The 22620-nt window shown below is 49.3% G+C and carries 27 protein-coding genes and 1 riboswitch; of the genes, 6 read left to right on the forward strand and 21 right to left on the reverse strand.

What is annotated here, in order from left to right; genetic code table 11:
- The first annotated feature begins 155 nt into the window (after window positions 1–155).
- Complete coding sequence (locus M2277_RS22195) at window positions 156–539, forward strand: RidA family protein (RefSeq protein WP_036643570.1); 384 nt, start codon at window positions 156–158, stop codon at window positions 537–539.
- A 152-nt stretch (window positions 540–691) separates the two neighbouring features.
- Here M2277_RS22195 and M2277_RS22200 read toward each other — a convergent pair whose 3' ends face one another.
- The 6 genes from M2277_RS22200 to M2277_RS22225 form a co-directional block, all read right to left on the reverse strand.
- Window positions 692–1294 carry a TetR/AcrR family transcriptional regulator gene (locus M2277_RS22200; RefSeq protein ID WP_280755539.1) on the reverse strand — a complete coding sequence of 201 codons (603 nt, stop codon included), beginning with the start codon at window positions 1292–1294 and terminating at the stop codon, window positions 692–694.
- A 17-nt stretch (window positions 1295–1311) separates the two neighbouring features.
- Window positions 1312–2169, reverse strand: a complete 858-nt coding sequence (locus tag M2277_RS22205; protein ID WP_280755540.1) for a CPBP family intramembrane glutamic endopeptidase — start codon at window positions 2167–2169, stop codon at window positions 1312–1314.
- Between the two features lie 429 nt (window positions 2170–2598).
- A complete protein-coding gene (locus M2277_RS22210; protein WP_036643575.1) occupies window positions 2599–3381 on the reverse strand; it encodes a Cof-type HAD-IIB family hydrolase in 783 nt (260 codons plus the stop codon).
- 29 nt (window positions 3382–3410) lie between these two features.
- Window positions 3411–4073 carry a ribonuclease H gene (gene rnhA / locus M2277_RS22215; RefSeq protein WP_006212819.1) on the reverse strand — a complete coding sequence of 221 codons (663 nt, stop codon included), beginning with the start codon at window positions 4071–4073 and terminating at the stop codon, window positions 3411–3413.
- Window positions 4074–4101: 28 nt separating this feature from the next.
- Window positions 4102–4326: a hypothetical protein gene (locus tag M2277_RS22220; protein WP_006212820.1), complete on the reverse strand. Its 225-nt coding sequence runs from the start codon at window positions 4324–4326 to the stop codon at window positions 4102–4104.
- A gap of 106 nt (window positions 4327–4432) precedes the next feature.
- Entirely contained in the window at window positions 4433–5101 is a 669-nt protein-coding gene (locus M2277_RS22225) for a hypothetical protein (protein ID WP_006212821.1), read from the reverse strand.
- Between the two features lie 94 nt (window positions 5102–5195).
- On the opposite strand from M2277_RS22225, the gene M2277_RS22230 reads away from it, so the two are divergent.
- Together M2277_RS22230 and M2277_RS22235 are read left to right on the forward strand one after the other, a co-directional pair.
- Window positions 5196–6152: a helix-turn-helix transcriptional regulator gene (locus M2277_RS22230; RefSeq protein WP_006212822.1), complete on the forward strand. Its 957-nt coding sequence runs from the start codon at window positions 5196–5198 to the stop codon at window positions 6150–6152.
- Window positions 6153–6227: 75 nt separating this feature from the next.
- Window positions 6228–6779: a DinB family protein gene (locus tag M2277_RS22235; protein ID WP_280755541.1), complete on the forward strand. Its 552-nt coding sequence runs from the start codon at window positions 6228–6230 to the stop codon at window positions 6777–6779.
- Between the two features lie 109 nt (window positions 6780–6888).
- On the opposite strand, the gene M2277_RS22240 is transcribed toward M2277_RS22235, so the two are convergent.
- The 9 genes from M2277_RS22240 to ehuB are packed head-to-tail and all read right to left on the reverse strand — an operon-like array spanning window position 6889 to window position 13624.
- Window positions 6889–7419 (reverse strand): DUF2179 domain-containing protein, encoded by a 531-nt coding sequence (locus M2277_RS22240; protein ID WP_006212824.1) that lies wholly within the window; start codon window positions 7417–7419, stop codon window positions 6889–6891.
- The gene (thpD, locus tag M2277_RS22245; RefSeq protein ID WP_036643579.1) at window positions 7416–8324 is read right to left on the reverse strand and encodes an ectoine hydroxylase; all 909 of its coding nucleotides are present in this window, start codon (window positions 8322–8324) and stop codon (window positions 7416–7418) included. The genes M2277_RS22240 and thpD overlap by 4 nt, the downstream gene beginning before the upstream one ends.
- Window positions 8321–8731 (reverse strand): ectoine synthase, encoded by a 411-nt coding sequence (locus M2277_RS22250; RefSeq protein ID WP_006212826.1) that lies wholly within the window; start codon window positions 8729–8731, stop codon window positions 8321–8323. Before M2277_RS22250 ends, thpD begins: the two co-directional genes overlap by 4 nt.
- Window positions 8728–10020, reverse strand: coding sequence for a diaminobutyrate--2-oxoglutarate transaminase (ectB, locus tag M2277_RS22255; RefSeq protein ID WP_280755542.1), 1293 nt, complete (start codon window positions 10018–10020; stop codon window positions 8728–8730). The genes M2277_RS22250 and ectB overlap by 4 nt, the downstream gene beginning before the upstream one ends.
- A gap of 16 nt (window positions 10021–10036) precedes the next feature.
- Window positions 10037–10549, reverse strand: coding sequence for a diaminobutyrate acetyltransferase (ectA, locus tag M2277_RS22260; protein ID WP_006212828.1), 513 nt, complete (start codon window positions 10547–10549; stop codon window positions 10037–10039).
- Between the two features lie 44 nt (window positions 10550–10593).
- Window positions 10594–11436: an ectoine/hydroxyectoine ABC transporter ATP-binding protein EhuA gene (gene ehuA, locus M2277_RS22265; RefSeq protein ID WP_280755543.1), complete on the reverse strand. Its 843-nt coding sequence runs from the start codon at window positions 11434–11436 to the stop codon at window positions 10594–10596.
- Between the two features lie 12 nt (window positions 11437–11448).
- A complete protein-coding gene (gene ehuD, locus M2277_RS22270; RefSeq protein WP_036643583.1) occupies window positions 11449–12111 on the reverse strand; it encodes an ectoine/hydroxyectoine ABC transporter permease subunit EhuD in 663 nt (220 codons plus the stop codon).
- A gap of 3 nt (window positions 12112–12114) precedes the next feature.
- Window positions 12115–12768, reverse strand: coding sequence for an ectoine/hydroxyectoine ABC transporter permease subunit EhuC (gene ehuC / locus M2277_RS22275; protein ID WP_280755544.1), 654 nt, complete (start codon window positions 12766–12768; stop codon window positions 12115–12117).
- A gap of 1 nt (window position 12769) precedes the next feature.
- Window positions 12770–13624: an ectoine/hydroxyectoine ABC transporter substrate-binding protein EhuB gene (ehuB, locus tag M2277_RS22280; RefSeq protein ID WP_006212832.1), complete on the reverse strand. Its 855-nt coding sequence runs from the start codon at window positions 13622–13624 to the stop codon at window positions 12770–12772.
- Between the two features lie 347 nt (window positions 13625–13971).
- Window positions 13972–14118, reverse strand: a riboswitch (cyclic di-AMP (ydaO/yuaA leader).
- Between the two features lie 498 nt (window positions 14119–14616).
- Here ehuB and M2277_RS22285 point away from each other — a divergent pair.
- Entirely contained in the window at window positions 14617–15564 is a 948-nt protein-coding gene (locus tag M2277_RS22285; protein ID WP_280755545.1) for an exosporium glycoprotein BclB-related protein, read from the forward strand.
- A gap of 70 nt (window positions 15565–15634) precedes the next feature.
- Here M2277_RS22285 and M2277_RS22290 read toward each other — a convergent pair whose 3' ends face one another.
- The 4 genes from M2277_RS22290 to M2277_RS22305 form a co-directional block, all read right to left on the reverse strand.
- Window positions 15635–16378 carry an SDR family NAD(P)-dependent oxidoreductase gene (locus M2277_RS22290; RefSeq protein WP_006212835.1) on the reverse strand — a complete coding sequence of 248 codons (744 nt, stop codon included), beginning with the start codon at window positions 16376–16378 and terminating at the stop codon, window positions 15635–15637.
- Between the two features lie 52 nt (window positions 16379–16430).
- A complete protein-coding gene (locus M2277_RS22295) occupies window positions 16431–17045 on the reverse strand; it encodes a flavin reductase family protein (RefSeq protein WP_280755546.1) in 615 nt (204 codons plus the stop codon).
- Between the two features lies 1 nt (window position 17046).
- Window positions 17047–17994, reverse strand: a complete 948-nt coding sequence (locus M2277_RS22300; protein ID WP_063477824.1) for a VOC family protein — start codon at window positions 17992–17994, stop codon at window positions 17047–17049.
- 218 nt (window positions 17995–18212) lie between these two features.
- Window positions 18213–19292, reverse strand: coding sequence for an AI-2E family transporter (locus tag M2277_RS22305; protein ID WP_006212838.1), 1080 nt, complete (start codon window positions 19290–19292; stop codon window positions 18213–18215).
- Between the two features lie 226 nt (window positions 19293–19518).
- On the opposite strand from M2277_RS22305, the gene cls reads away from it, so the two are divergent.
- Window positions 19519–20967, forward strand: coding sequence for a cardiolipin synthase (gene cls, locus M2277_RS22310; protein ID WP_280755547.1), 1449 nt, complete (start codon window positions 19519–19521; stop codon window positions 20965–20967).
- 22 nt (window positions 20968–20989) lie between these two features.
- Entirely contained in the window at window positions 20990–21145 is a 156-nt protein-coding gene (locus M2277_RS31675; protein ID WP_348537789.1) for a VOC family protein, read from the forward strand.
- A 123-nt stretch (window positions 21146–21268) separates the two neighbouring features.
- On the opposite strand, the gene M2277_RS22315 is transcribed toward M2277_RS31675, so the two are convergent.
- On the reverse strand, window positions 21269–21919 hold the full coding sequence (locus M2277_RS22315; protein ID WP_280755548.1) for an FMN-dependent NADH-azoreductase: 651 nt from the start codon (window positions 21917–21919) through the stop codon (window positions 21269–21271).
- A 165-nt stretch (window positions 21920–22084) separates the two neighbouring features.
- On the reverse strand, window positions 22085–22513 hold the full coding sequence (locus M2277_RS22320; protein WP_040681070.1) for a MarR family winged helix-turn-helix transcriptional regulator: 429 nt from the start codon (window positions 22511–22513) through the stop codon (window positions 22085–22087).
- Window positions 22514–22620 lie beyond the last annotated feature (107 nt).

Consider the following 22620-nt stretch of genomic DNA (forward strand, 5'->3'; position numbering starts at 1 on the left):
CGAGTTTCTTCACATGATCAATTTTGAGCTCAAGCCCTTCTTAGTCTCACTTCGTACACTATCCTTTTTGATAGTACCTATCAATAATGTGCGTACTATTTTTTTATATACTTTCAATCTATACTAACCTTACTTCAAGTAAAGGAGAGAAAAAAATGACGAATATCAAAAGCTACAATCACAGTCTTTGGGATCACGGCATCACCCAGGGTTACTCCGTAAACGGAACTATCTACATTTCGGGGCAATTTTCCCACGACACGGAGGGCACGTTCGTTGGCAAAGGCGATATCGAGGCACAAACCCGGCAAACGCTGGAAAATCTAGATCGCGTACTGGCGGGATTTGATGTCACGAGGTCGAACCTCGCTTATGTGGAGATCTATTTAACAAACGCTGAAGAACATTTCGATCCGGTCATCAGACTGTTCAAGGAATACGTAGGACAACACCGGCCGGCTGGCTGTCTCCTCGGCGTGACCTATCTTGCGTCCGCTGAACAATGGATTGAAATAAGCGCCGTTGCACACACGGACTAACTCGTCACCGTGGTCGGCACAGCAGGTGCGGCCCGAGCTTTGGATCACCCTCCGGTTTAGACAAAATTATAGATCGTAAAAACACAAAAAGCCGCAACGATGCGGCTTTTACGTGTGTATCATTTTCTCGCAAGGCTGCTCCGGCCATTTCATTATCGTTCAATCGATATCCCCTTTAATAGCAGCTTGACCGCATTGACATGCAGAGCTGCATACTCGTCCCCGCTTAGATTTGGCATCGTTAGGCAGAGCTGCGTTGCTCCAGCCAATGTGGACATTACACCAAAACTCAACGTTTCGATATCTTCATTAATAAAGACGCCTTGGTCGATCCCCGTTTGCAGCACTTGCCTTATTGCACGATAGGCTGCTTCTGTGATCTCTCTCAATGTAGCCAATGACTCGGATTCGCCAGAAAGTGTTCTGGCATACTCTTCGAGTGCTTGGACTAATGGACTTTCACAATCTCTGCCGAATAAATCAGCCATTTCAATCAGCTGTTCGCTGGGAGACGTGGAATGCTCCATCAAATGAAGCCACTTTTGTGACATTTGTTCCGCATGCTGGGTAAGCAATTGGAGAAAGAGCACCTCTTTATTTTTGAAATGATGATACAAATTGCCTTTACTCATCTGTGTCGATGCACACAAGTCGTCCATTGTGGCTCGGTCATAACCTTTTTCAATAAATAATAACTTGGCATGGTTTAATATGATCGTTTTTGCTTCTTCTGCTGGCAGTCGCCTTCTGGTCATATGTTCCTCCCGGAACCTTATGGACGGTTCCTTTGATGCTTGAAAAATTGAAAAGCCCCATATGTGATAACAATAGCAAAAATCCCAAAGAATGCAAACGGCATATCCAGCGTGTGACGGTATACAATGCTCTGCAGTCCCATATTATCCAACGTCGATGATCCATATCCCCAAATGGATGTATTAAAAATATTCGTGGCAAAATGGATCCCGATGGGAGCAGCCAGACCATTGGTGTGGTAAGCAACGATTCCCAGAAAGAAGGCCCCCAGCAGGTAATACAACGGTCCAAAAATCCCATAGTTTAGCATTTCGGGATTAAAACCATGGATCAGGGCAAAGGTTAGGGAAGTGGCAAAGATGGACCAGAATACCCCGCCTCTTAATGATCTGAACATACGGTACATATAGCCTCTGAAGAAAATCTCTTCAGCAGCACTTTGCAGCAAAATCAAAGGAGCGGTAATGAGGAGTACACCTAACCATGGAAGCGGATCAAAATGAAGCGTAAAAGCTTGAGGATGTACGCCTATATCCACAAGCAAATACAGGATAAGGGCAAATAAATACCATAAAAAATAACGTACAAACTTCCGGAAATCAGGCCTATTACCTTCAAACAAAAATGTTCTAAAACGAATTTTGAAGAAATATCTGGTGACTAGGAAAACTCCGAGAATCAGGAAAACAAAGGACAAATACAGCGTGATCAGACCAGGCAGTCCTGAGCGAGTAGCGGGAATCAAGTTATGAAGCAGACTGAGCCACAATAAAGTGCCGCCCTGCCAAATCATAAAAATGATGATGAAGCCTGCTAAAGATTTGACGCTGAACGGTATCAGCGGTTGAAGGCCATATTTTTTTTCCAATGACATTCACCCATCTCTCATTTTATTTACCGACTATATAGTCGGTAAATAAAATATACATAGCTGATTTTGGTCTGTCAACATTGAACAAGAGTTTTGACGCTCACTTATCTTTGCACTTCTCCACATATGTTCACAAACACTGGATAACTTTCATGGAATATGCGACTTAAATTCAATTTACACGAATCTAGCGTGGATAATGTTCATAACTCTGTGTATAAAGAACTCCAAAACGATGTTATGCACAGTCCATTAAGAGTCTCACTGCTGTGAGAGCTTGAATTATCCACAATATAGAATTTGGATTTTTCTGCATATCGCTAAGGTATATTAAAAAAAGCGAAGACAAGGGAAGCTCCTCCCTGTCTTCGCTTATGAATTTAGGCCTGCCCGCGGCAGCGCCCGATTTCGGGTCATATGATGTAACCTGTCCTATATCAGGCCCGCATACTCCAATCCATGGCGAATGCCGCCATCGTTCACATGCCTGGTTACATAATCAGCAAGCGGCTTCACTTCCTCATGCGCATTATCCATGGCAATACCGAGCCCTACATAAGACAGCATTTCCTTGTCGTTAAGCCCGTCCCCGAAGGCCACGGCTTCCTCGGCGGTAATCCCGAGATGCTTCAGCACAGCCTCGATCCCCTTGGCTTTCGAACCGCCTCCCGGAATGACATCCATAGCGACCCGATGCCAGCGCACAAAGCTCACATCGCTGAACGGAGCCTCTGCAGAGGTATACAGCTCTTCCTCATGCGCCTCACAGTACAGCAGCGCTTGATATACCTTGGCCTCTTTCCAATAGCTGCTGCGGTATCCAGGAACTTCGACCCTCAGATCGTAGAAAGACTCGGCAACATACGGATGCTCCTCATGGTTTGCAAATCCCGCTTCCGCACCTTGCATCACAATCGGGTGATTGTGCGCAAGCGCCGTATTTTCCAACAGCTCCAGCGTCTTCTCGGAGATCGGGTGCTCGTATACCGCTTTCCCTTGATACACGACATAAGATCCGTTAAAACTTACGAAGGAATCGACACCTAGCTGCCTAGCATAATGCTCAAAATAGTACGGCGCCCGCCCTGTGGCAATAAAAACGTCGATCCCGTTCTTTTTCAACTGATGAATCGCATCGATCGTATCCTGTGGAATTTCCTTCTCTTCATTCACAAGCGTTCCATCTATATCAAAAAACACGGCTTTGTACGTCATCGTATGGTTTCCTCCTGTTAATTTTCTCTTTATTTGCGCCCGTAATCGGCCTTAATCTCTCCCCAGCTCTTCGTCTGCCATTTCAACACCTTGTTCTCATAGGTATTGGTTCTAAGCCAGTGCTCTGCCCGGTCCACCAGATCCCAGATTTCCTTGGTTGATGCATCCCGCGGGAGTGTAGACACCACCTTCTTCTGCTTCAGCCACTTGAGCGCATTCATGGAATCGCTGTACACCGTTTTGGTGCTTCCTATTTTCTTTAAATAAGCTAACGCATGAACGATCGCCAGAAACTCGCCGAGGTTATTCGTCCCCTTCTGGATGGGTCCGCATGAGAATAGAATATCCCCGGTTTGAGTATCTACACCCTTATATTCCACAGGTCCCGGATTTCCCCGCGTTCCCACGTCCACTGAGATGCTATCGTAATCGATCTCTCCCGGATCTATGTCAGGTGAAGCACTGCTTCGCTTGAAACCCTTGGATGCTGAACTTCCGGCACCGCTTCCGGACTGCTGTCCCCAGTAATTCTTATAGCCCGCAGCATAAGCCTTCTCCGCTTCGCTTCGGGATTCGAACGCCTTGAATTTAGCGCCAGTAAACTGGTTCACCTGCTGCTGGCATTCGGCCCAGCTTGTATAAATTCCGGGCACCTTACCTACCCAGACTACATAAAATTTCTGCTTCGCCATCATAAACCTCCATCCTGAGCTAACCTCTCTAGCGTACTATATCACATCCCCCAAAACCAACAAAAAAAGCGCCATCGTCTCCGATCCGCTTTCTGTGTTTGACCTTATGCAATTGTTCTTGTTTCGTAGGTTTGACTCTCACATGCTGTGACAGTGAACTATAATCTTCATTGGTCTTTCTCATCATCGCGGCTGACCATGTGCCGGCACGTTCCGCTTGGCGGAGCGCTTTTTGTGTTTTGGTACGGGCCATGAGGCTCACACTCCTTATATTATGGAATTCCCCTATATTGTACGGCAAACCCGAAGGGAATGGAACGAAAAGCTCGCGCAGACTCCCACTCCCTTTACACAGCTGTTCATTTCCATCCATCAAACGCAAGGGCCTTGTCCCGATAAACGATCTTCACTCCGTCATGCGTCTGGTATTCCAGCCCGTTCAGCTTCGCCTCAGCCTCGTCATCACGTTCGTCACTTCCGATCGTGACCTTATCCTGATCTACATTCGTGATGGTCCACGATCCGCTCGCGTTGTCCAGCGAATATCTTCGGTTCGTCTGCGACAGCAGTCTCTCCTTCAGCTCCCTGGATTCCGAGACGTAGACATAGACACCATCTGCCCCTTCGCTTCCATAAGGCTCCGAAACGCGGAGAACGGCCTTCTCCTCGTCCATCCCCATAGAATGAATCAGCCCGAGCATATGCTCCTTGTGCTTCTCGTACTCCTCCTTGGGCATCCCCATCAAATCCGCAGCACGATATTCCTTCTCGTTATATCCGAAAATAATGCGGTCGCTGATAACATCCCTGTACGAATCGCTGACAATCCCGTCCAGCTCCGCCTGATACTTCGGGTAGTCCATCTGAAAATGCAGCAATTTATATTCGGCCGTCTCCAGCTGCTCAACCTGCTTCACAATTTGTTCCTTCTCCGGATCCGACAGAGCTGACTCGCTGCACGCGGACAATGCCAGCACAGATAACGCTGCAAGCAGCGATAATAATAAAGATTTCATATTTTGTCTCATCTGTGTCTTCCTCCCCTTTCTTTCTATAAAGCTATGATATAATACGGAATCATTGGAGAATAGACCCAATAAGGATAGGAGGGTTCAACCCGATATGAAATTGGAGCGGCTCATATCCATGATTTATATGCTGCTGAACAACGAAATTCTCTCGGCGTCTGCCTTGGCTGAGAAATATAACGTATCCCAGAGAACCATTTATCGGGACATTGACGCAATCTGCGCAGCCGGCATTCCGGTTGTATCCTATCAAGGGGTGAACGGCGGATATGGCATCATGGAACAGTATAAGATGGACAGAAGCCTGCTTGGCTCTTACGACGTCAGCGCCTTAATCACGATCCTGCACAGCATGTCAACCGTGTTTGAGGATGAACGGGCAATGGATACCATACAGCGGCTGCAGACCATTGACCGTTCCGGCAGCTCTGCATCGCGAGGATTGTCCATGGATATCGGGAGCTGGCGGTCACACCATGAATCGCTTCGTCTTCTGCGCGGCGCCATTACGGATCAACACGTGATTTCCTTTCAATACATCAGCGCCAAAAATGAGCGGATTTACAGGAAGGTTGAGCCCCTTCGGCTTATGTATAAATATAGCGTCTGGTATGTGTACGGATTCTGCAGAACCCGGGCCGACTACCGGGAATTCCGCATATCAAGAATGTCGGAGCTCTCTGCATCCGCTGAGCCCTTTCAGCGCAAACATTCGGAGGAGCACACCCAAGGCCCCCATCTTCAAGAGCGGCAGCACCACAGGAACGAAACGCATGCATGGAAAGCTTCCTCAGATGGCATTGAAGTCGTGCTGCATGTATCAACTCAAGCTTTGGCGAAGGCAATGGACCATTTCTATGATGTCCAGCGGGAATTTTGTGAGGACGGATCACTCCGCCTTACATTTAAAATCGACCATCCGGACTCCGGGTGGCTCTGGTCCACCCTGCTGAGCTTTGGTGAGGATATCGAGATCATAGAGCCTGCCAGCTTAAGGACACGCATGCAATCCAAGCTAGAAAAAATGCTGCAGCTTTATGCAAAAGTATGACAGTCCGCTGTCATACTTTTTTATTTACACTGATCTCAACAAAACCAAATCACGAAGCTAAAGGGGACAATGCTCATGAATTATCCCGTCAAAATGTATGAATACCATGCTTGGGCGAATCAAGCCATATTCAACCGTCTGCTGGAGCTGCCGGGCGATGTATACAACCGGAAAATAACGAGCATTTTCCCGACCGTATCCGAGGCGTTGACTCACATCTACACAACGGATCTCGGTTGGATGAAGATATTGTCCGGGATGGACATGAACGCTGCTTTAGCGGATGCCTACCTGCTTCGCGAGAAGCTGGAAACAATTTTGCTGGAGGACCTGAATCTTCGGTTTATCGAGCTGTCAGAACAATTCACGGCCTTTCTGTCTCAGCATCCGGATCTTGAGCAGAGCATTCGGCTGGATAATCCCTATGCCGGCATCCGGGATACCCGCTTCTCCGAAATCGTGCTGCACATCGTGAATCATGGCACCTACCGTCGGGGAAATATTACCGCCATGCTGCGACAGCTCGGAAGCTCCTCCACGATGACCGATTACGCTTTTTTTGGTACCGGAGTGAGTCGGAGCAGGTCCTCGAGTGAGGATTCGAAGAATCGAAGGCTCCTTTCTTGACTCGCAAGTGGCTAGCTGTTCCTACTGTACGAAACCCGACATACTGCCATATAAAAAAAGCCCGCTTCGAAAAACCAGGTTCCGAGCAGGCTATGCCTTGTCACGCGTTCTATAATTTGCGACCTTCCGTCAACCGAACCCAGAAGCCGCCTTTGAAGCTTTTCGGTTCATGAGAGATGATAAACGCCTGCGGCGACATTTTGCCCAGCGTCTCCATCAGACGGCGCTCGTTCTTCCGTTTCACGAGAACCTGCAGCACGAGCCGCTTGCCGTCCTTGCCATCCGCTTCCCATGCGGTCACGCCGTATCCCTTCTCCCGCAGGTTCATCGCCAGGTTGGTCTCTACGGAATTTACAATGACCTGTACCACGATGTACCCGAGTGCCAAATACTCCTCGATCCGGCTGCCGGCATATACCCCAAGGCCGAAGCCCAGGCAATAAGCCGCCATATTAAAGGGATTGTCCAGATTTTGCAGAACGAGATTCAGACCGAGCAAGTAAACGAATACCTCCAGCATGGCAAGAAGAGAGGCTACCCCTCTTCTGCCTTTGATCATCAGAATCAAGCGCAGCGTAAAAATGGAGACGTAGACTACGTTGATGCCGATGATCGAGCCGATAAGCGACAGCGAGATCATCGAGAATCACGGGCAGCAATGTACTCCGGCCTAGGGCTCTGACCCGAGTAGGGCTGAACGATCTTATTTTCCACGCTGTTATAGACCATGAAAATATTGCTGCGCGGCATAGGCGTGATATTGCTGTTCGAGCCGTGCATAATGTTGCAGTCAAACAGCACGATCGATCCCGCTTTGCCAACAGGTGTATCAATTCCGCCTTCCTTCACCAAGCGTGTCAGACTGTCATGGTCAGGAACGCCATATTCCTGCTTGCGCAGCGAATCCTTGAAGTGATTATCCGGTGTCTTGCCAACGCAAGCCACAAACTCCTTATGGGATCCAGGCACGACCATGAGCGGGCCATTAAAGGGATAGTTATCCTCTAGTGCGATGGAGCAGCTCAAAGCCCTCATCCGCGGCATGCCGTCCTCCACGTGCCACGTTTCGAAATCGGAGTGCCAGTAGAACTCCTTGCCCGTAAAACCCGGCTTGTAATTGATGCGCGATTGATGGATATAGGTCTCGCTTCCCAGCAGATATTCCACAATGGCCAGGAGTCTCGGATGCTGGGACAGCTCCTGGAATACCGCATGGCTGTGATGCACCGCGAACACCGAACGCACTTCGTCACCGCCTGGCTCTCGAATAACTTCATCCTTCTCCGACTCTCTCGCGGTCACCTGTAGACTGCGGGCTTCCGCCTGATAGTGCTGCAGTTCCTCCCGATCGAAGAAACCTTCCAGAAACAAATATCCGTTGCGCTCATAGAATTCGGATTGCTCCAGTGTTATAGAAGCATCCGGTGTCCAGTCCGAATACACCACAGGATCCTGTCTCTTTAAGAGTCTTGGCTCTGAATGCAATCTTGAAGGATAAACGTCCATCTCTTTTTCCTGAAACGCCGATACCTGATTATGACTCATCGCATGTCATCTCCTTTGTTCGATATGGGGGCAAGCAGCGGGTAGGTTCCTTCCTCGTCATGAACTTCAGCCCCCGTCAGCGGCGGATTGAACACGCAGACCATCCGCATCTGGGAACGAGCTCTCAAGTAATGCTTCTCATGTCCATCCAGTGCGTACATCATCCCCGGAGAGATGGGGTAAGTCTCACCCCCGACCACCTGGATCTCACCCTCTCCCTCGATGCAATAAACAGCCTCGACATGATTTTTGTACCAGATCAGCGTCTCGGTTCCGGCCTTAATGATGGTGTCGTTGAGGGAGAAGCCCATGCCGTCTTTGGTGAGCAGGAGTCTTCTCGAATTCCAAGTCTTCGCATCGATATCGTCCTTCGTATCCACAATCTCTTCCAAATGTTTAACAATCATGACAACCTCTCCTCTGCTGCTAATTGTTTCACGCTGTTTATAAATATCCCCAATCCCTGCTCCAATGTGTCCATCTCAATCGTCAGCGGCGGCATGAGTTTCGCTACTTCACTGTGCGGACCTGACGTTTCCATAATCAGTCCCTGCTCGAAGGCGATTTCAGACAATCTGCCTGCGAGCTCCGGCTTATTAAAGGCAAATCCCTGGATCAGCCCCCTGCCCCGTATTTCACCGCTGAGCTGTGGATAATCCTTAGCTATACAATCCAAGGATTCGCGAATCTGATTCTCGCGAATACCGATATCAAGCTGAAAATCTTCCGTTTCCCAATAATTCAGCGCTGCCGCTGCAGCAACGAATCCGAGATTGTTGCCCCGGAAGGTGCCGTTATGCTCGCCCGGCTCCCAAATATCGATCTCCGGCTTCATCAGCGTGAGCGCCATCGGCAAGCCGAAGCCGCCGATCGATTTCGAGAGGCATATGATGTCCGGCTCAATACCGGCATCATCAAAGCTGAAGAACGGACCCGTTCGGCCGCAGCCCATCTGGATATCATCCAGAATGAGCAGCATCCCCTTATCCTTGCAGATGCGCGCAAGCTTTTGCAGCCATTCCCCGCTCGCAGCGTTCAATCCGCCTTCACCTTGTACAGCTTCAACGATAACCGCCGCCGGAAGCGGAATACCGCTCCCCGGATCATCCAGAAGTTTCTCCATATATGCCATCGTATCCACGTCATCGCCGAAGTAACCGTCATAAGGCATAAATACCGAATGGCTCAGATCCACGCCAGCACCCTGCCGCTTGAAGGAATTGCCGGTAACAGCCAGTGAGCCGAGGGACATGCCGTGAAAGGCATTCGTGAAGCACAGAACGGTGCTGCGCCCTGTCACCTTCCGCGCGATCTTGAGCGCTGCCTCTACCGCATTCGTGCCGGTCGGACCGGGGAACATCACTTTATGATCCCAGCCTCGCGGCTTTAGAATGACTTCCTGAAAGCGGGTCAGAAAGGTCTCCTTCGCTTCGGTAGCCATATCCAGACTGTGTGTAACACCATCCAGCATCATATAATCAACCAGCTTCTGTCGAATCTTCTCATTGTTGTGTCCGTAATTTAACGCGCCGGCGCCGGCAAAAAAATCAATGTATTCATTGCCTTGCGTATCCCACAGCCTTGCATTCCGAGCCTTGTCAAAGACCGTCTGGAAGCTGCGGCAATAACTTCTTACTTCCGATTCCAGATTGTTAAACACCGTAAGCTTCGGTTTCTCCATGACTTGATTGTCCATAATTCCCTCCATTGGTCTATATGTCATTGAAAAAGGGGCCTATCACGAATAATGGCTCATCTTCATGTGACGTTCCATCCGGGAACATCTCCGCTCCATAACCTACGGTTACGGTGCTGGGAATGGATTTCTCCTCGGCATAACCGAGAAATAACCGGCGGGATGCCATGTTGCTTGGCGATACCGTTGTTTCAATGAAGCGAACGCCATGACATGCCCTCTGGTTCATGAGTCCTGTCAGCATGGCCTTCGCAATCCCTTGCCTCCGATGCGAGCCGGCAACGGCCACCTGCCATACAAACAGCGTTTCCGGATTACGCGGTGAGCGGAATGCAGAGATAAAACCGATGATGTCTCCTTCGTGCTCGGCGATCATACAGGTATCATTGAAATAGTCTCCAAGCAGCATATAGCAATAGGGGGAATTCAGATCTAGTGATCCGGTATCTCTTACGAGCTCCCACACCCGGGCGCCATCCTGCGCTTCCGGTCTGCGATAAACGATGTCCACTCCAGTATCAACAATCATTCTATACAAGCACCTCTTTCCATGATCAGTCCCCTGCTCATTTTTCAATTAGAGCGGAATCGCTGCAGAAAGTTTTGCAGCCGCTCGCTCCGGGGATTATCGAATATCTCCTCCGGCGTCCCCTGCTCGACGATCAAGCCGTCCGCACCGAATATGACCCGGTCGGCGATTTCCTTGGCAAAATCCATTTCATGCGTAATCAGCATCATCGCCATATCGCCTTCTTCCGCGATTTCCCGGATCACCTCCAGCACCTCGCCTACCAGCTCCGGATCCAGAGCCGAGGTCACCTCGTCGAACACCATCACCTTCGGCCGCATGACCAGCGCTCGTGCGATAGCAACACGCTGCTTCTGCCCCCCGGACAGATTGGCCGGGTACATCTTCAGCTTGTCGTCCAAGCCGACTTTGCCCAGTATGGAGACGGCCCGCTCCTCCGCCTCCTCCTTGGATAAACCCAGCACTTTGCGCGGGGCCTCCGTCACATTGCGAAGCACACTCATATGCGGGAACAGATTAAAATGCTGGAAAACCATACCGACGCTGCAGCGCATTCGATGCAAATGCTTCTCGTTTGCCCGAACAAGCCTGCCCTTCTCTTGCATATGCCAGAGAAGCTCACCATCAACCTCGATGGTGCCTTCGGTCGGTTCCTCCAGTGTCATTAACATCCGCCCCATCGTCGTTTTGCCCGAGCCGCTCGGACCAATAACAGCCACCTTTTCTCCAGGCTGCATCTCCAGATCGATGCCTTTAAGCACCTGGAGATCACCAAACGACTTCGTCACGCCCTTGTATCTCACCATCGGCTTCACTTCCGCTGCCGGGTTTGGATCAGGCTGCGGCACCTCGGCTCCGGCAAACGCATCAATTACTACTGCGTTCAATAGACTCCCTCCTTATTTTCCACGCTGCAGATTCATTCGTTTCTCCAGCCTTTGCACCAGCAAAGACGCGATATAACTGATAATTAGAAACAGAATGCCAACCAGCGTATACGGCTCGAATGCACGAAACGACTGGGAAACGATATTCTTGGCTGTCAGCATCATCTCAACAAGCGTAATGGCACACAGAATCGGTGTTTCCTTAAACATGACAATCAAATAATTGCCCAGCACCGGAATAATAGGCGGCACCGCTTGCGGCAGAATAATGCTCCGCCAGGTTTGGGCTTTCGTGTAATTCAGAGCAGTTGCAGCTTCCCACTGCCCCTTGGGGACCCCTTCGATGCCAGAACGATACACTTCGGACAGATACGTGCTGTAATGCAGCCCAAGACCGATCACCCCGGCATAGAAGGCCGGAATGGAGATTCCGGTAAGGAGCGGCAGACTGTAGTACAGGAAGAAGACCTGAACCAGCAGCGGTGTATTGCGGATAAATTCGATAATACCTTTGGTCATGAGCGACACAGGCTTCCACTGGCTTCGAGCAGCAAAGGCAAGCAGCAGCCCGATTATCAAGGCCACCACAAAAGCGCAGAGCGTCACCCATACCGTCATTTTTAATGCACTCAGCAATTCCGGCAGGATATCAAACACATAATTCCAATCCCACATCCGCTATAGCCTCCCCGCCGTCCATTTACGCTCCAGCAACCGAACTGCCATCGAGACAAGCGTAGCTATGACAAAATACATAAGAAGCAGCAGCACCAGAATCTCGGATGTCCAGGAAATATAGTTGTTGCGCAGCACCATGGCCTGATACGTCAGATCCGCCATCGTGATGAAATAGACAAGTGACGTAGATTTGATGAGTTCCACCAGCTGATTTCCGAATGGCGGGAGCATTCGCAGTGAAGCTTGAGGCAATATAACATTCCACATCCTTTGCCATGGCTTCATATTAAGCGCCACCGAAGCTTCCCACTGTCCTTTTGGAACAGCCAGCACCGTGCTTCGGACAATCTCGGAGCCATATGCGCCAAAGTTGAATCCAATCGCAAGGATGGCTGCCAGCATTTTGGGAAGCTCAATGCCGATAAACGGAAGAGCAAAATACAACCAGAACAGCTGCACCAGCAAGGAGGTTCCCCGAAAGATTTCCACATACACGGCTGTAACCGTGCGGACGATCCACAGCTTCGACAGTCTGGATAAACCGGCTGCGAAGGACATGGCAATGGCCAGAACAGCTGAAAAGAAGGCGACCAAAACCGTAATCTCCGCTCCTTTCAGCAGAGTAGGAAGAAAATCGATCCATGAATTCGGCATACTATTCACCGCAAAGCGCAGCGGCTGTCATCTCGCCCGGCAGCTCTTCTTCGGTAAATCCAAACTTCTGCAAGATCTCCAGCAGCTCACCTGACTCCTTCATTTTTTCAAGCTCCGCATTATAAGCCTCCTGGAATTCGGTATCCGCTTGACGGAATGCCGTGGCCCCATAGCCCCGAACGCTTTCACCGTCGATGACCGGCTGTTCGAAATCCGCGACGCGTTCGATGTTGTCATCGCTGGCCGAATCCAGCATCGCCTGCAGGGACGGTCCCGTCATGGTAATCGCCTGCACCCGGTCTGCCTGGAGGGCACTGATGGCCGAGGCCTGATCGGGAACCTGTATGATCCGGTCCGAAGGGATGCCTGACTTCTCCATATAGCCGATTTCAACCGCGCCAGTCATGACGGCCACCTTCGCCTGATCATCCTTGGCAATATCTTCGTAACTTCCGAGTCCACTTGGATTCCCTTGCTTCACGGCAAGAGCTTCCCCTATGCTGTACTCCGGATTAGCAAACAAAACGGCGGAGCAGCGGTCCGGATTGATGAACATGCCTGCAGTGATCAGGTCAAACCGTTCCGCCTGAAGCCCGGCAACCAGGGAGCCGAACTCCGTAAGCTCACCTCTCATCTCCTTAATGCCAAGTCGCTCCAGAATGACACGGGCAATCTCAACGGCTTCGCCTGTAAGCTCCCCGCTGGCCTCTTTGTAGGCATAAGGCTTTTCATTGGCAAAACCTACGGTAATGTACCCCTGCTCTTTGGCCCGTTCCAGCGTGCTCCCCTTATCGCCGCAGGCCGCGAGCGATACCACCATAACCAATGACAACAACAGCACAACAACTTTCTTCAACACCTTCCACAACCTTTCGCAATGACTTTGTCGTTCCTAAAAACGGCATGATGAAATTATCCATGTTAACACATGTGTTAACTCGGATATGTGACATTCAGACACACTTGCACAGTCCGGGGGCTCAGGGGAGAGGTTGCATCCATTTCCCTGTGCCTTGTAAACCCAAACCGTCTGACTGATTCAATTGGCTAAACATTAGCAGGCATTGCCCTCCTCTTTTGCAGAATACAAAAAGACCACCAAACAGGGGATCTAGACATAGCTCCGCCAGCAGGGGGTCAAAAAATAGAGAAAAGGCCCCTATAGAGAATAAAGGGCCTTTGTTATGAACATCCATTATGTATACAAGACCCATCCACTGCTGACGAGGTTAGCTGACGGACTCGGGTAAGATGGTACCCTACACTCGTGAATTCAAGTGACTCGCCCCTGATGAAACTGGTTCCCCCGCTCTCCGGAAATGTATGCCGGAAACTAAGCGTGTGTTCATGATAAAGGGAAGCTCAGTAAAAGTCAAACCCCTGGAGCTGCATTTTCTGGAAATTCGGAGGTGAAATCAGCGCTCTTCCAAGGCATATTAGTAGCCATAATCTCCACAAATTCAGGGCTGTCCCCTGCCTGTCGCCTCCTTGTTCGGAGGTGTGTTTTTCGCTATACAGCAGGCATTGCGCCCATCAGATAACAGATAATTCATGCGGTAGATCATTCATGACATGAATCATGAACGATGCAGAGGGGACAAGCCCTCAACTTCGAAACAGAATTTTTTTTTTCAACACGATCCATTATAAGCTTTGTTAGCCCCCAATTTCGCTATTCCAATATCATCACGATCGCTTTTTTTCGCTATTCGTTTATAGACTGATTCCTCAGAGGCTATCGTACATTCTTAAAATAATAGGTATATATCTATCATTTATAAGCTGTTAACCCATGCGGCTAAGAGAGCATTTGCGTAGTATAAAGCAAATCTAAAGGAGGTGCTTGATTTGGATCGTTCTTCTAGAAAGAGAAAATTGTGTGCTCTTAAAAAGATAGAGAAAAAAGTACTGCACGCCAAGAAAAAAAGATGTCCTGATAACGGCAATAGTGGTAAAGGTGGACACAAGCCGATTCGTCGCCACTGTGTCAGAGGTCCCCGCGGACCGGTTGGACCGCAGGGACCTCTTGGACCAGTCGGACCTGTGGGGCCGGTTGGAGCTCTTGGACCCGTTGGACCGGTCGGGCCAGCTGGGCCAATTGGGCCTGCTGGACCTGCTGGATCGTCAACAGGCATTCCGGGTCCAACAGGACCTGCAGGACCCGTTGGACCTGTTGGACCTGTCGGTGCTGCTGGAGCTGCTGGAGCGATCGGACCCGTTGGTCCTGCTGGAGCCGTCGGCCCTACTGGGCCAACAGGGGCTACTGGGTTGCCAGGTGGAGGAGCGATCATTCCTTTCGCATCCGGCATACCTCTTGCGCTTACAACCATTGTTGGAGGTTTGGTCGGAACGGTTGGTCTCGTAGGCTTCGGTATTTCGGGTCCAACCGTTACGCTCGCTGGCGGAACGATCGACCTTACGGGTGCGGGAGGTACTGCGCTTGACTTTGCTTTCAATACGCCACGCGCAGGCACCATCACGGCAATTTCCGCAACCTTCAGCAACACCTTGGCACTCGACCTGCTTGGAACTACTGTTACGGTCACAGCCCAGCTGTACAGCGCTCCGGCTACAAGCAATATCTTCACGCCAATCCCCGGTGCCCTTGTCACATTGGCTCCTCCATATACCGGCGCAGTCACATTGGGTACGGTCAGCAACGGCTTCTTGGATGGCCTGGCTATTCCGGTTGCAGCAAATACCCGCTTGTTGATGGTATTCTCCACAACAGCAACAGGTCTGACTCTGATCACTGCAACTGCCGGTTACGGCAGTGCTGGCGTCAGCATTATATAATTTGCCCTATCCCGTATCTGTCATATATAACAAAGAAGCCCCGAGCATGCTCGGGGCTTCTTCATATGGTTTAAACCGCTGTATATCCGCCATCCACCAGCAAGGTGGTGCCAGTAATAAAGGATGCGTCTTCGCTGGCAAGAAACAGCACGGCTTTAGCTACTTCTTCAGGCTGCCCCAAGCGCCCCATCGGATGCAGGCCGACCAAGTGCTGCGTGATCGCTTCAGTTCTTCCCTGAATAAGCGGAGTATCGATATAACCCGGGCACACTGCATTGACCCGGATTCCTCTGGAGGCATAATCAGCGCCCATCGACTGCGTCAGCAGCTTAACGCCGCCTTTAGCCGAAGCATATGCGGTTACTCCTGCTTTTCCGACATGGCTATGGATCGATCCGCAGTTTACAATAGCCCCGCCCGATCCCTGGGATAACAGCTGCTGGATTACATATTTATCACAGAGAAACACGCCTGTAAGATTAATATCAATCGTTCTCTGCCAATTCTCCATCGTTAACTGATCTGCGGGAGCGTCATGCGCAATGCCTGCATTCGCAAACAAGATATCCACACGCCCATACTGCTTGACCGTCTGTTCAACCATGTTGGCAACATCCTGCTCCTTGGTTACATCGGTTTTGACAAACAGGGTGTTAAACCCCGCTGCACTTAATTCGTCTGAAACAGCTTGTCCCCGGTCAGAGAAATCCGCAATAACAACGCTGGCTCCCTCTTTAACAAAAAGCCTTACCGTTGCCTCGCCAATCCCGCTGGCGCCTCCTGTTACGATAACAACCTTCGATTGAAATCTCATCCGTTAACCACTCCTCCTATATCGTTGAATTATTTATCGTATCTCGCCTGCGTTATAATGGCCGCTCAATGGTGAACATATCTCCCAGAGCAGCATAGATGTTCCCCGCCATACGGCTCACAGGCTTCAGCTTGGCAGCGTCAATCCGGCCCTTCTCGTAGAGTTCCTCCTCCGATACGTGAAACCTTACCACGCGGACGATCAGCAGATCAGCAGCTGGCCTCTGTTCTGCGTCATTCAAGGCAACCGCCTGTTCCAGTACACATTCCATGCGAATCTTGCTTTCCTGAATGCCGGGAACGGCAACAGCCTCACTGGCCACCGGCGTCAGATTCGTTCGTTCAATCTCGCTTTCATGCGGTAGAAGATTCGCAGCCGTTTCATTCACGGCTGCCACGTTATCTTCGTCCACGATATGGATGACAAGCTCACCCTTAAGCATGGCATTCCTCGCCGTATCCTTTGCAATGCCATTCTTTCGCTGAACCGAAACGGATAGCATGGGAGGATTGCTGGACACAATCGAGAAATAGCTGAACGGCGCCGCGTTCAGCACGCCATCCGCTGATAATGTGGTAACAAAAGCGATCGGTCGAGGGACAACACTGCCAATCAAAAGCTTGTAATTGTCCCGTTCGTCTTGGACTTTTGGATCAATGGATATCATTTCACTTGCCCCTCTCCAGTGTACGAATTTGGATCGGCTCCAGTCCTTCCTCAATTCGGAGGCGTTCCGGCTCCAACCACGCAGGAAGTTTCAATCGTTCACCCAATGAACGGAGATCCTCATCCATCGTAAATCCAGGCACATCCGTGGCAATCTCAAACAATATGCCCCCTCGTTCCCTAAAATATAACGATTTAAAATAATTGCGGTTCATCATATCGGTGGATGCGTACCCGTACTTCTTCATCCATTCCTTCCATTCACTGAGTTCCATATCATCTTTTGCCCGCCAGGCAATATGATGAGCAGTTCCGGCACCTCCAGCGCCCCAAGAGATATCCCGCATCGGAAGATCAATCATATTCCCGCAGGGTCCCGCGGACGCATACCGGGCATAGTTCACATCCTCCCCAATGAATGTAAGTCCTAGTACCTGCTCAAGCGCCTCCTTCGTTTCCTTCCACTTGCTGCTGAACAGCACCGCACCGCCGAATCCTTTAATTGCTGTCTCCGAAGTAATGTCATCCACGCTCCACCCGCTCATCGATCCGCTGTCCCGCTCAACCAGTTCCAGGCGAAGCCCATCACGATCAGAGAATTGAAGATAAGGCTCATTAAACCTGAACGCTTTCATAACCGAGACGCCAAAGCCCCGCAACCGCTGCTCCCAGTAGGAAAGAGCGCCTATAGGCACTGCAAATGTGATATAACCGACCTGCCCCCCTCCATGCATGCCTCTTCGCGAAGCGGAAGACGGAAAGAACGTAATAATCGTTCCTGGCTGCCCTGACTCATCCCCGAAATACAAATGATATACCTCTGGCGCATCATAATTGACCGTCCTCTTCACCATTCTTAACCCAAGCACGCCAGTATAAAAATCAACGTTCCTCTGCGGATCCTGTGCATAAGCCGTAATATGATGAATGCCTGCCGTTTGTAACGTCATGTTTCTTCTCCCCCTTATCGAACGTTATTTGGTAGATGATCATAGTTATGTAAATACAATCTCAATTTATAATATCTTTAATTCAAGATTATACACTTTCCTATTTGTTGTCAAGCAAGATATTCTGTTCCAAGCCCCTCTCCCTTCATAAAAAAGCCGTCAAGAACGAATACCCGTTCTTAACGGCTTCACTTTTTACAATCAGCTCATTTCTGAGCTCAAGCTTTTTCCCATTTTTCCTTAAAGAACAGCTGATACACTCTGGTAACCACAATTTTAATGATCATATACACGGGCACCACGATCAGAATTCCGATAATCCCGCCAAGATCCTGTCCCACCAGAACGAGGATGATGATTGTAATCGGGTGAATGGCCAGCTGTTTACCAAAGATATACGGTCCAATCAGGTTATCCTGAACTTGCTGAGCGGCCAGAATGACAACGAGGGACCAGATCGCCGTTCCCGGGGATTGGATGAACCCGATGATAACGATCGGGATGGAGGACAGAATGGCCCCGATAAACGGAATAAAGTTTGCAAAGAACGCTACCACTGTAAGCAGCAAGGCATACGGCAGCCCAATAATGAGGAAGCCGAAGTACATCAAGACGCCCAAAGCCAAATTGACGAGCACCCGTCCCACGATAAACCCTTTGAGTGCGCTATTGATTTCATCCAGTACCGAAGCACCCACTTCCTTGAAGCGGTTCGGCATAAAGCTGACAATCATCTTCCCGAACTTCCCGCCTTCCTTCAGCATGTAGTAGAGCATGATCGGGAACGTAAACAATACAATGGCAAAGTTCGATACAATCGAGAACAGATTCATAATGTAATTCGTGAGGAACGTAAAGCCTTGATTCAAATAGTCGGTTAATTGGGTAAGTGGATTAGAATCCTCCGGAAATATCTCCTTGAACAAACCGTTATTTTCCCATTCCTGCAGCTGTTCCCCTAATGCAGCAAACAACGCAGGCGCATTGTCCACAAGCGCAATGATTTGATCACGCAGGGACGGCCACACTCCGATAATGAATCCCGTGAATATACCGGCAAATACGACATAAATGAGCAGAATCGCCAGCGAGCGATTGAGCTTTCGCTTTTCCAGAAGATCAACCAGCGGCCTGAGCAGGTAATAGAAAAATCCCGATAGCATCAAAGGCACGAGGATAATGGAGAAGAACGAAAGAATCGGTCTGAATATAAAATTCACCAGCGATCCCAAGTAAATAATGATCAGAACCAGGATCACGGCAAGACACAATTTGAAAAACTTATTCATTTTCAGCAAAACAGCATGCCCCTTCTCCTACTTTTTTCAATCATCGTATCATGACAACGAGTTGTGATACAAATAGCAACCGTGACAGCTTGTATGAAATGAAGACGCTGCCGCATCCACCGTTTAAAAACATCGGTTGCACGCCATACTGCGGATATATACTTCTCCTAACGGCTCACGTATAATATGAAGCATTGCAAGGGCAAGGCTATAGTTTAGGAGGATAATTAAAAACATGCATGTTACTTCCATTATTCTTGGTCTGATCATCGTTCTGAATATTGTGTTCTCCATGTTCGTGGTCTTTAGGGAACGGCGGGATGCCGGCTCGACTTGGGCATGGCTGTTGGTGCTGTCCTTTATACCCATTCTCGGGTTTATTCTGTACCTGCTGTTCGCTCAAAACTTAAGAAGAATCCGACTCTTTCATTGGGATGACCTGCAGAAAACCGGTATTGAGAAGGTGTTACTGTCCCAGATGGAAGGAATGAGTTCCGGTGAATACCCGTTTCGCAACCAGGCCGCCAAGGATAACAGCGATTTGATTCATATGCACATCAACGAAAATCAGGCTATTCTTACGGACGACAACGACGTCGAGATTTTCACGGATGGACGCAAGAAGTTTGAACGACTGTTTCAGGATATTGAGGAAGCCAAAGTCTACATACACATTCAATACTATATTATCCGTCGTGATGAGCTTGGCAAGAAGTTGATGACCCTGTTAACCAAAAAGGTAAAAGAAGGCGTGAAAGTCCGGGTTCTATACGATGGGCTCGGCTCACGTCAATTAACCAAGGGATTCTTCAAGGCATTTCGCGAAGCTGGTGGTGAAGCCGAAGCCTTCTTCCCTTCCAAGCTGCGCTTCATTAATCTGCGCTTAAATTACCGAAATCACCGGAAGCTGGCGATCATTGATGGCAATATCGGCTATGTCGGAGGTTTTAATGTCGGGGATGAGTATTTGGGCCTGAACTCCAAATTCGGGTATTGGCGTGATACCCATCTGCGCATCTTAGGCGAAGCCGTCTACGCGATGCAGGTTCGTTTCATTCTGGACTGGAACCAGGCTTCTCACCATAATGACATCTCCTATGAATCCAATCTGTTTCCCAAGATCAATTCACCGGGTAATGTCGGCATTCAGATTGTCACCAGCGGTCCCGATTCAAGATACGAGCACATCAAGAACGGTTATATCAAAATGATCTCGTCCGCCAAACAATCAATTTATATCCAGACGCCCTATTTTATCCCGGATGCAAGCCTGCTTGATGCGCTTCGCATTGCGGCGCTGTCCGGTGTAGAGGTCCACCTGATGATCCCGGATAAACCGGATCATCCCTTTGTGTACTGGGCAACCTTGTCCTACATCGGGGAGATGCTGCGAACGGGTGCTAACGTATATCTATACAATAACGGGTTCATTCATGCCAAAACCATCATCATTGATGAGAAAATCTCATCCGTTGGCACGGCGAACATTGATGTTCGCAGCTTCAAGCTCAATTTCGAAGTGAATGCCTTCCTGTACGATGAGCAGCTGTCGAAACGATTGACTCGAATATTCCACCATGATCTTCGTGTATCCAGCCAGCTCACCATGAAGCAGTATCTTGAACGCTCGAGATGGGTCAAGTTCAAGGAGTCGATCTCCCGTCTGCTGTCACCTATTCTGTAGGACGACCCGTACACTGCTTTAAATAGATTCGGATGCACATGAAGACTTTGACCGACTGGCAGAGGGCGGCAAGGTCATTGACCCGCTGAAGATTCAGTTCTGGGGAACGCTTTTCGGTGTGCTGGAGGACAAGTTCGGCGTATTATGGCAAGTTACAACAGAAGCTCAAATCAATTAAACGAAGAAGGCCCTTCAAGTTACCTTGGAGGGCCTTCTTCTCATATTAGCTCCGTGGTTAGAGAGCCTCGGCTGGTATAACGTTTTTATTGAAAACTCAATGGATGTGTTATTCCAACACCGGTTAACCTGCCTCTGACTCTCCACTCCACCGCTCGGCAATCTCGGCAGCCGCCAAACGGCTTGTATCCAGAATATCGTTTTTATCCAGAACAGCGTGCCCCTGCGCACGGATGATCTGGTAATCGGTAATGCCCAGAAATTCGAACATGGATTTCAAATACTTATGCGAATATTCAACCTCACTATACCAATCGTTCTCGGTATATATCCCATCACTGCCCTGAATCACCACAACGCTTCGCCCATCCGTAAGGAGTCCCTCGGAACCGCTTTCGGTGTATCTGAACGTTTCCTGCGGTATGATGATGTTGTCCAAATAATCCTTCAGCCTGGAAGGGACGTTAAAGTTATGCAGCGGCATAGCGATCACATATTTCGTAGCCCTCTTGAACTGCTGCAAGATTTCTGCCATCCGGCCCATCACCTTCTCCTCATCTTCTGTTAGAAGCTCCCTGGTTTCAAGCTTCTCCCACCCGTTCAACAAATTCACATCAATGGCAGGCACATGCTCTCGATATAAATCAATCTGTTCGAGCACGCTCTCAGGACTATGTGCGCGATACTGGCTTATGAAATGATCCAACACCTGCAAGCTTAGAGAATCTGCACTTACAACTCTAGGATGGGCATTAATGACAAGTACTCTTTCCATATGAACCATTCACTCCTTTAATATGTTGTTTGTTCCAGATAACCGATAACCCGTAATGACGAAGTGGATCCACCTCCTTGTTAGAATCAAGATTCAGTCGTGAAGCTCATTATTTTATATTAAATTTGTTTGTACATACAATTATAATTCGTGGAAATAAAGACCTCAGTCCTTATTCTCTAATTGATCGCTAACCTCATAGAGCCGCAGTGATAATTCGTCGCCTTCAGCGTTGCCTAAGATGGCACCATACCGGCTGCGCAGATGGTTCCAGCATTCGTGAATAACCTCTTCGAGCGCTTTCCCTTTATCCGTTGTGTAGATCAGCGACATCCTTCCCTCTACCCGATTATACACGAGGCCTTTGACGGCCAGCTTCTCAATCAGTCGGGTAACCGTAGAAGGCTGAAGATGGAGAATTTCGCCTAATTCCTTCTGCGAGATCCCTTCCTTCTCATATACAGCCATAAGTAGATAAGCATACGTTGGTGATAATCCACTTGCGGCAAACTCGTCTTCTGCCATCTTCGTAATCACCCGGCTAAGACGATTGGCTGTAAAGTACAGGCATTCTTTGATATACGTATTCAGCATCATGGCTACCTCTTTCGCTAAGTTCATCACGATGATCAACCATTTATTGTTTGCACATACAAATATAATGGATTTCCAAATAAAAGTAAAGCGGCAGTTTCCCCATA

It is taken from the genome of Paenibacillus sp. LBL (assembly GCF_029893715.1).
In the GTDB taxonomy this organism is placed as follows: domain Bacteria; phylum Bacillota; class Bacilli; order Paenibacillales; family Paenibacillaceae; genus Paenibacillus_AQ; species Paenibacillus_AQ glucanolyticus.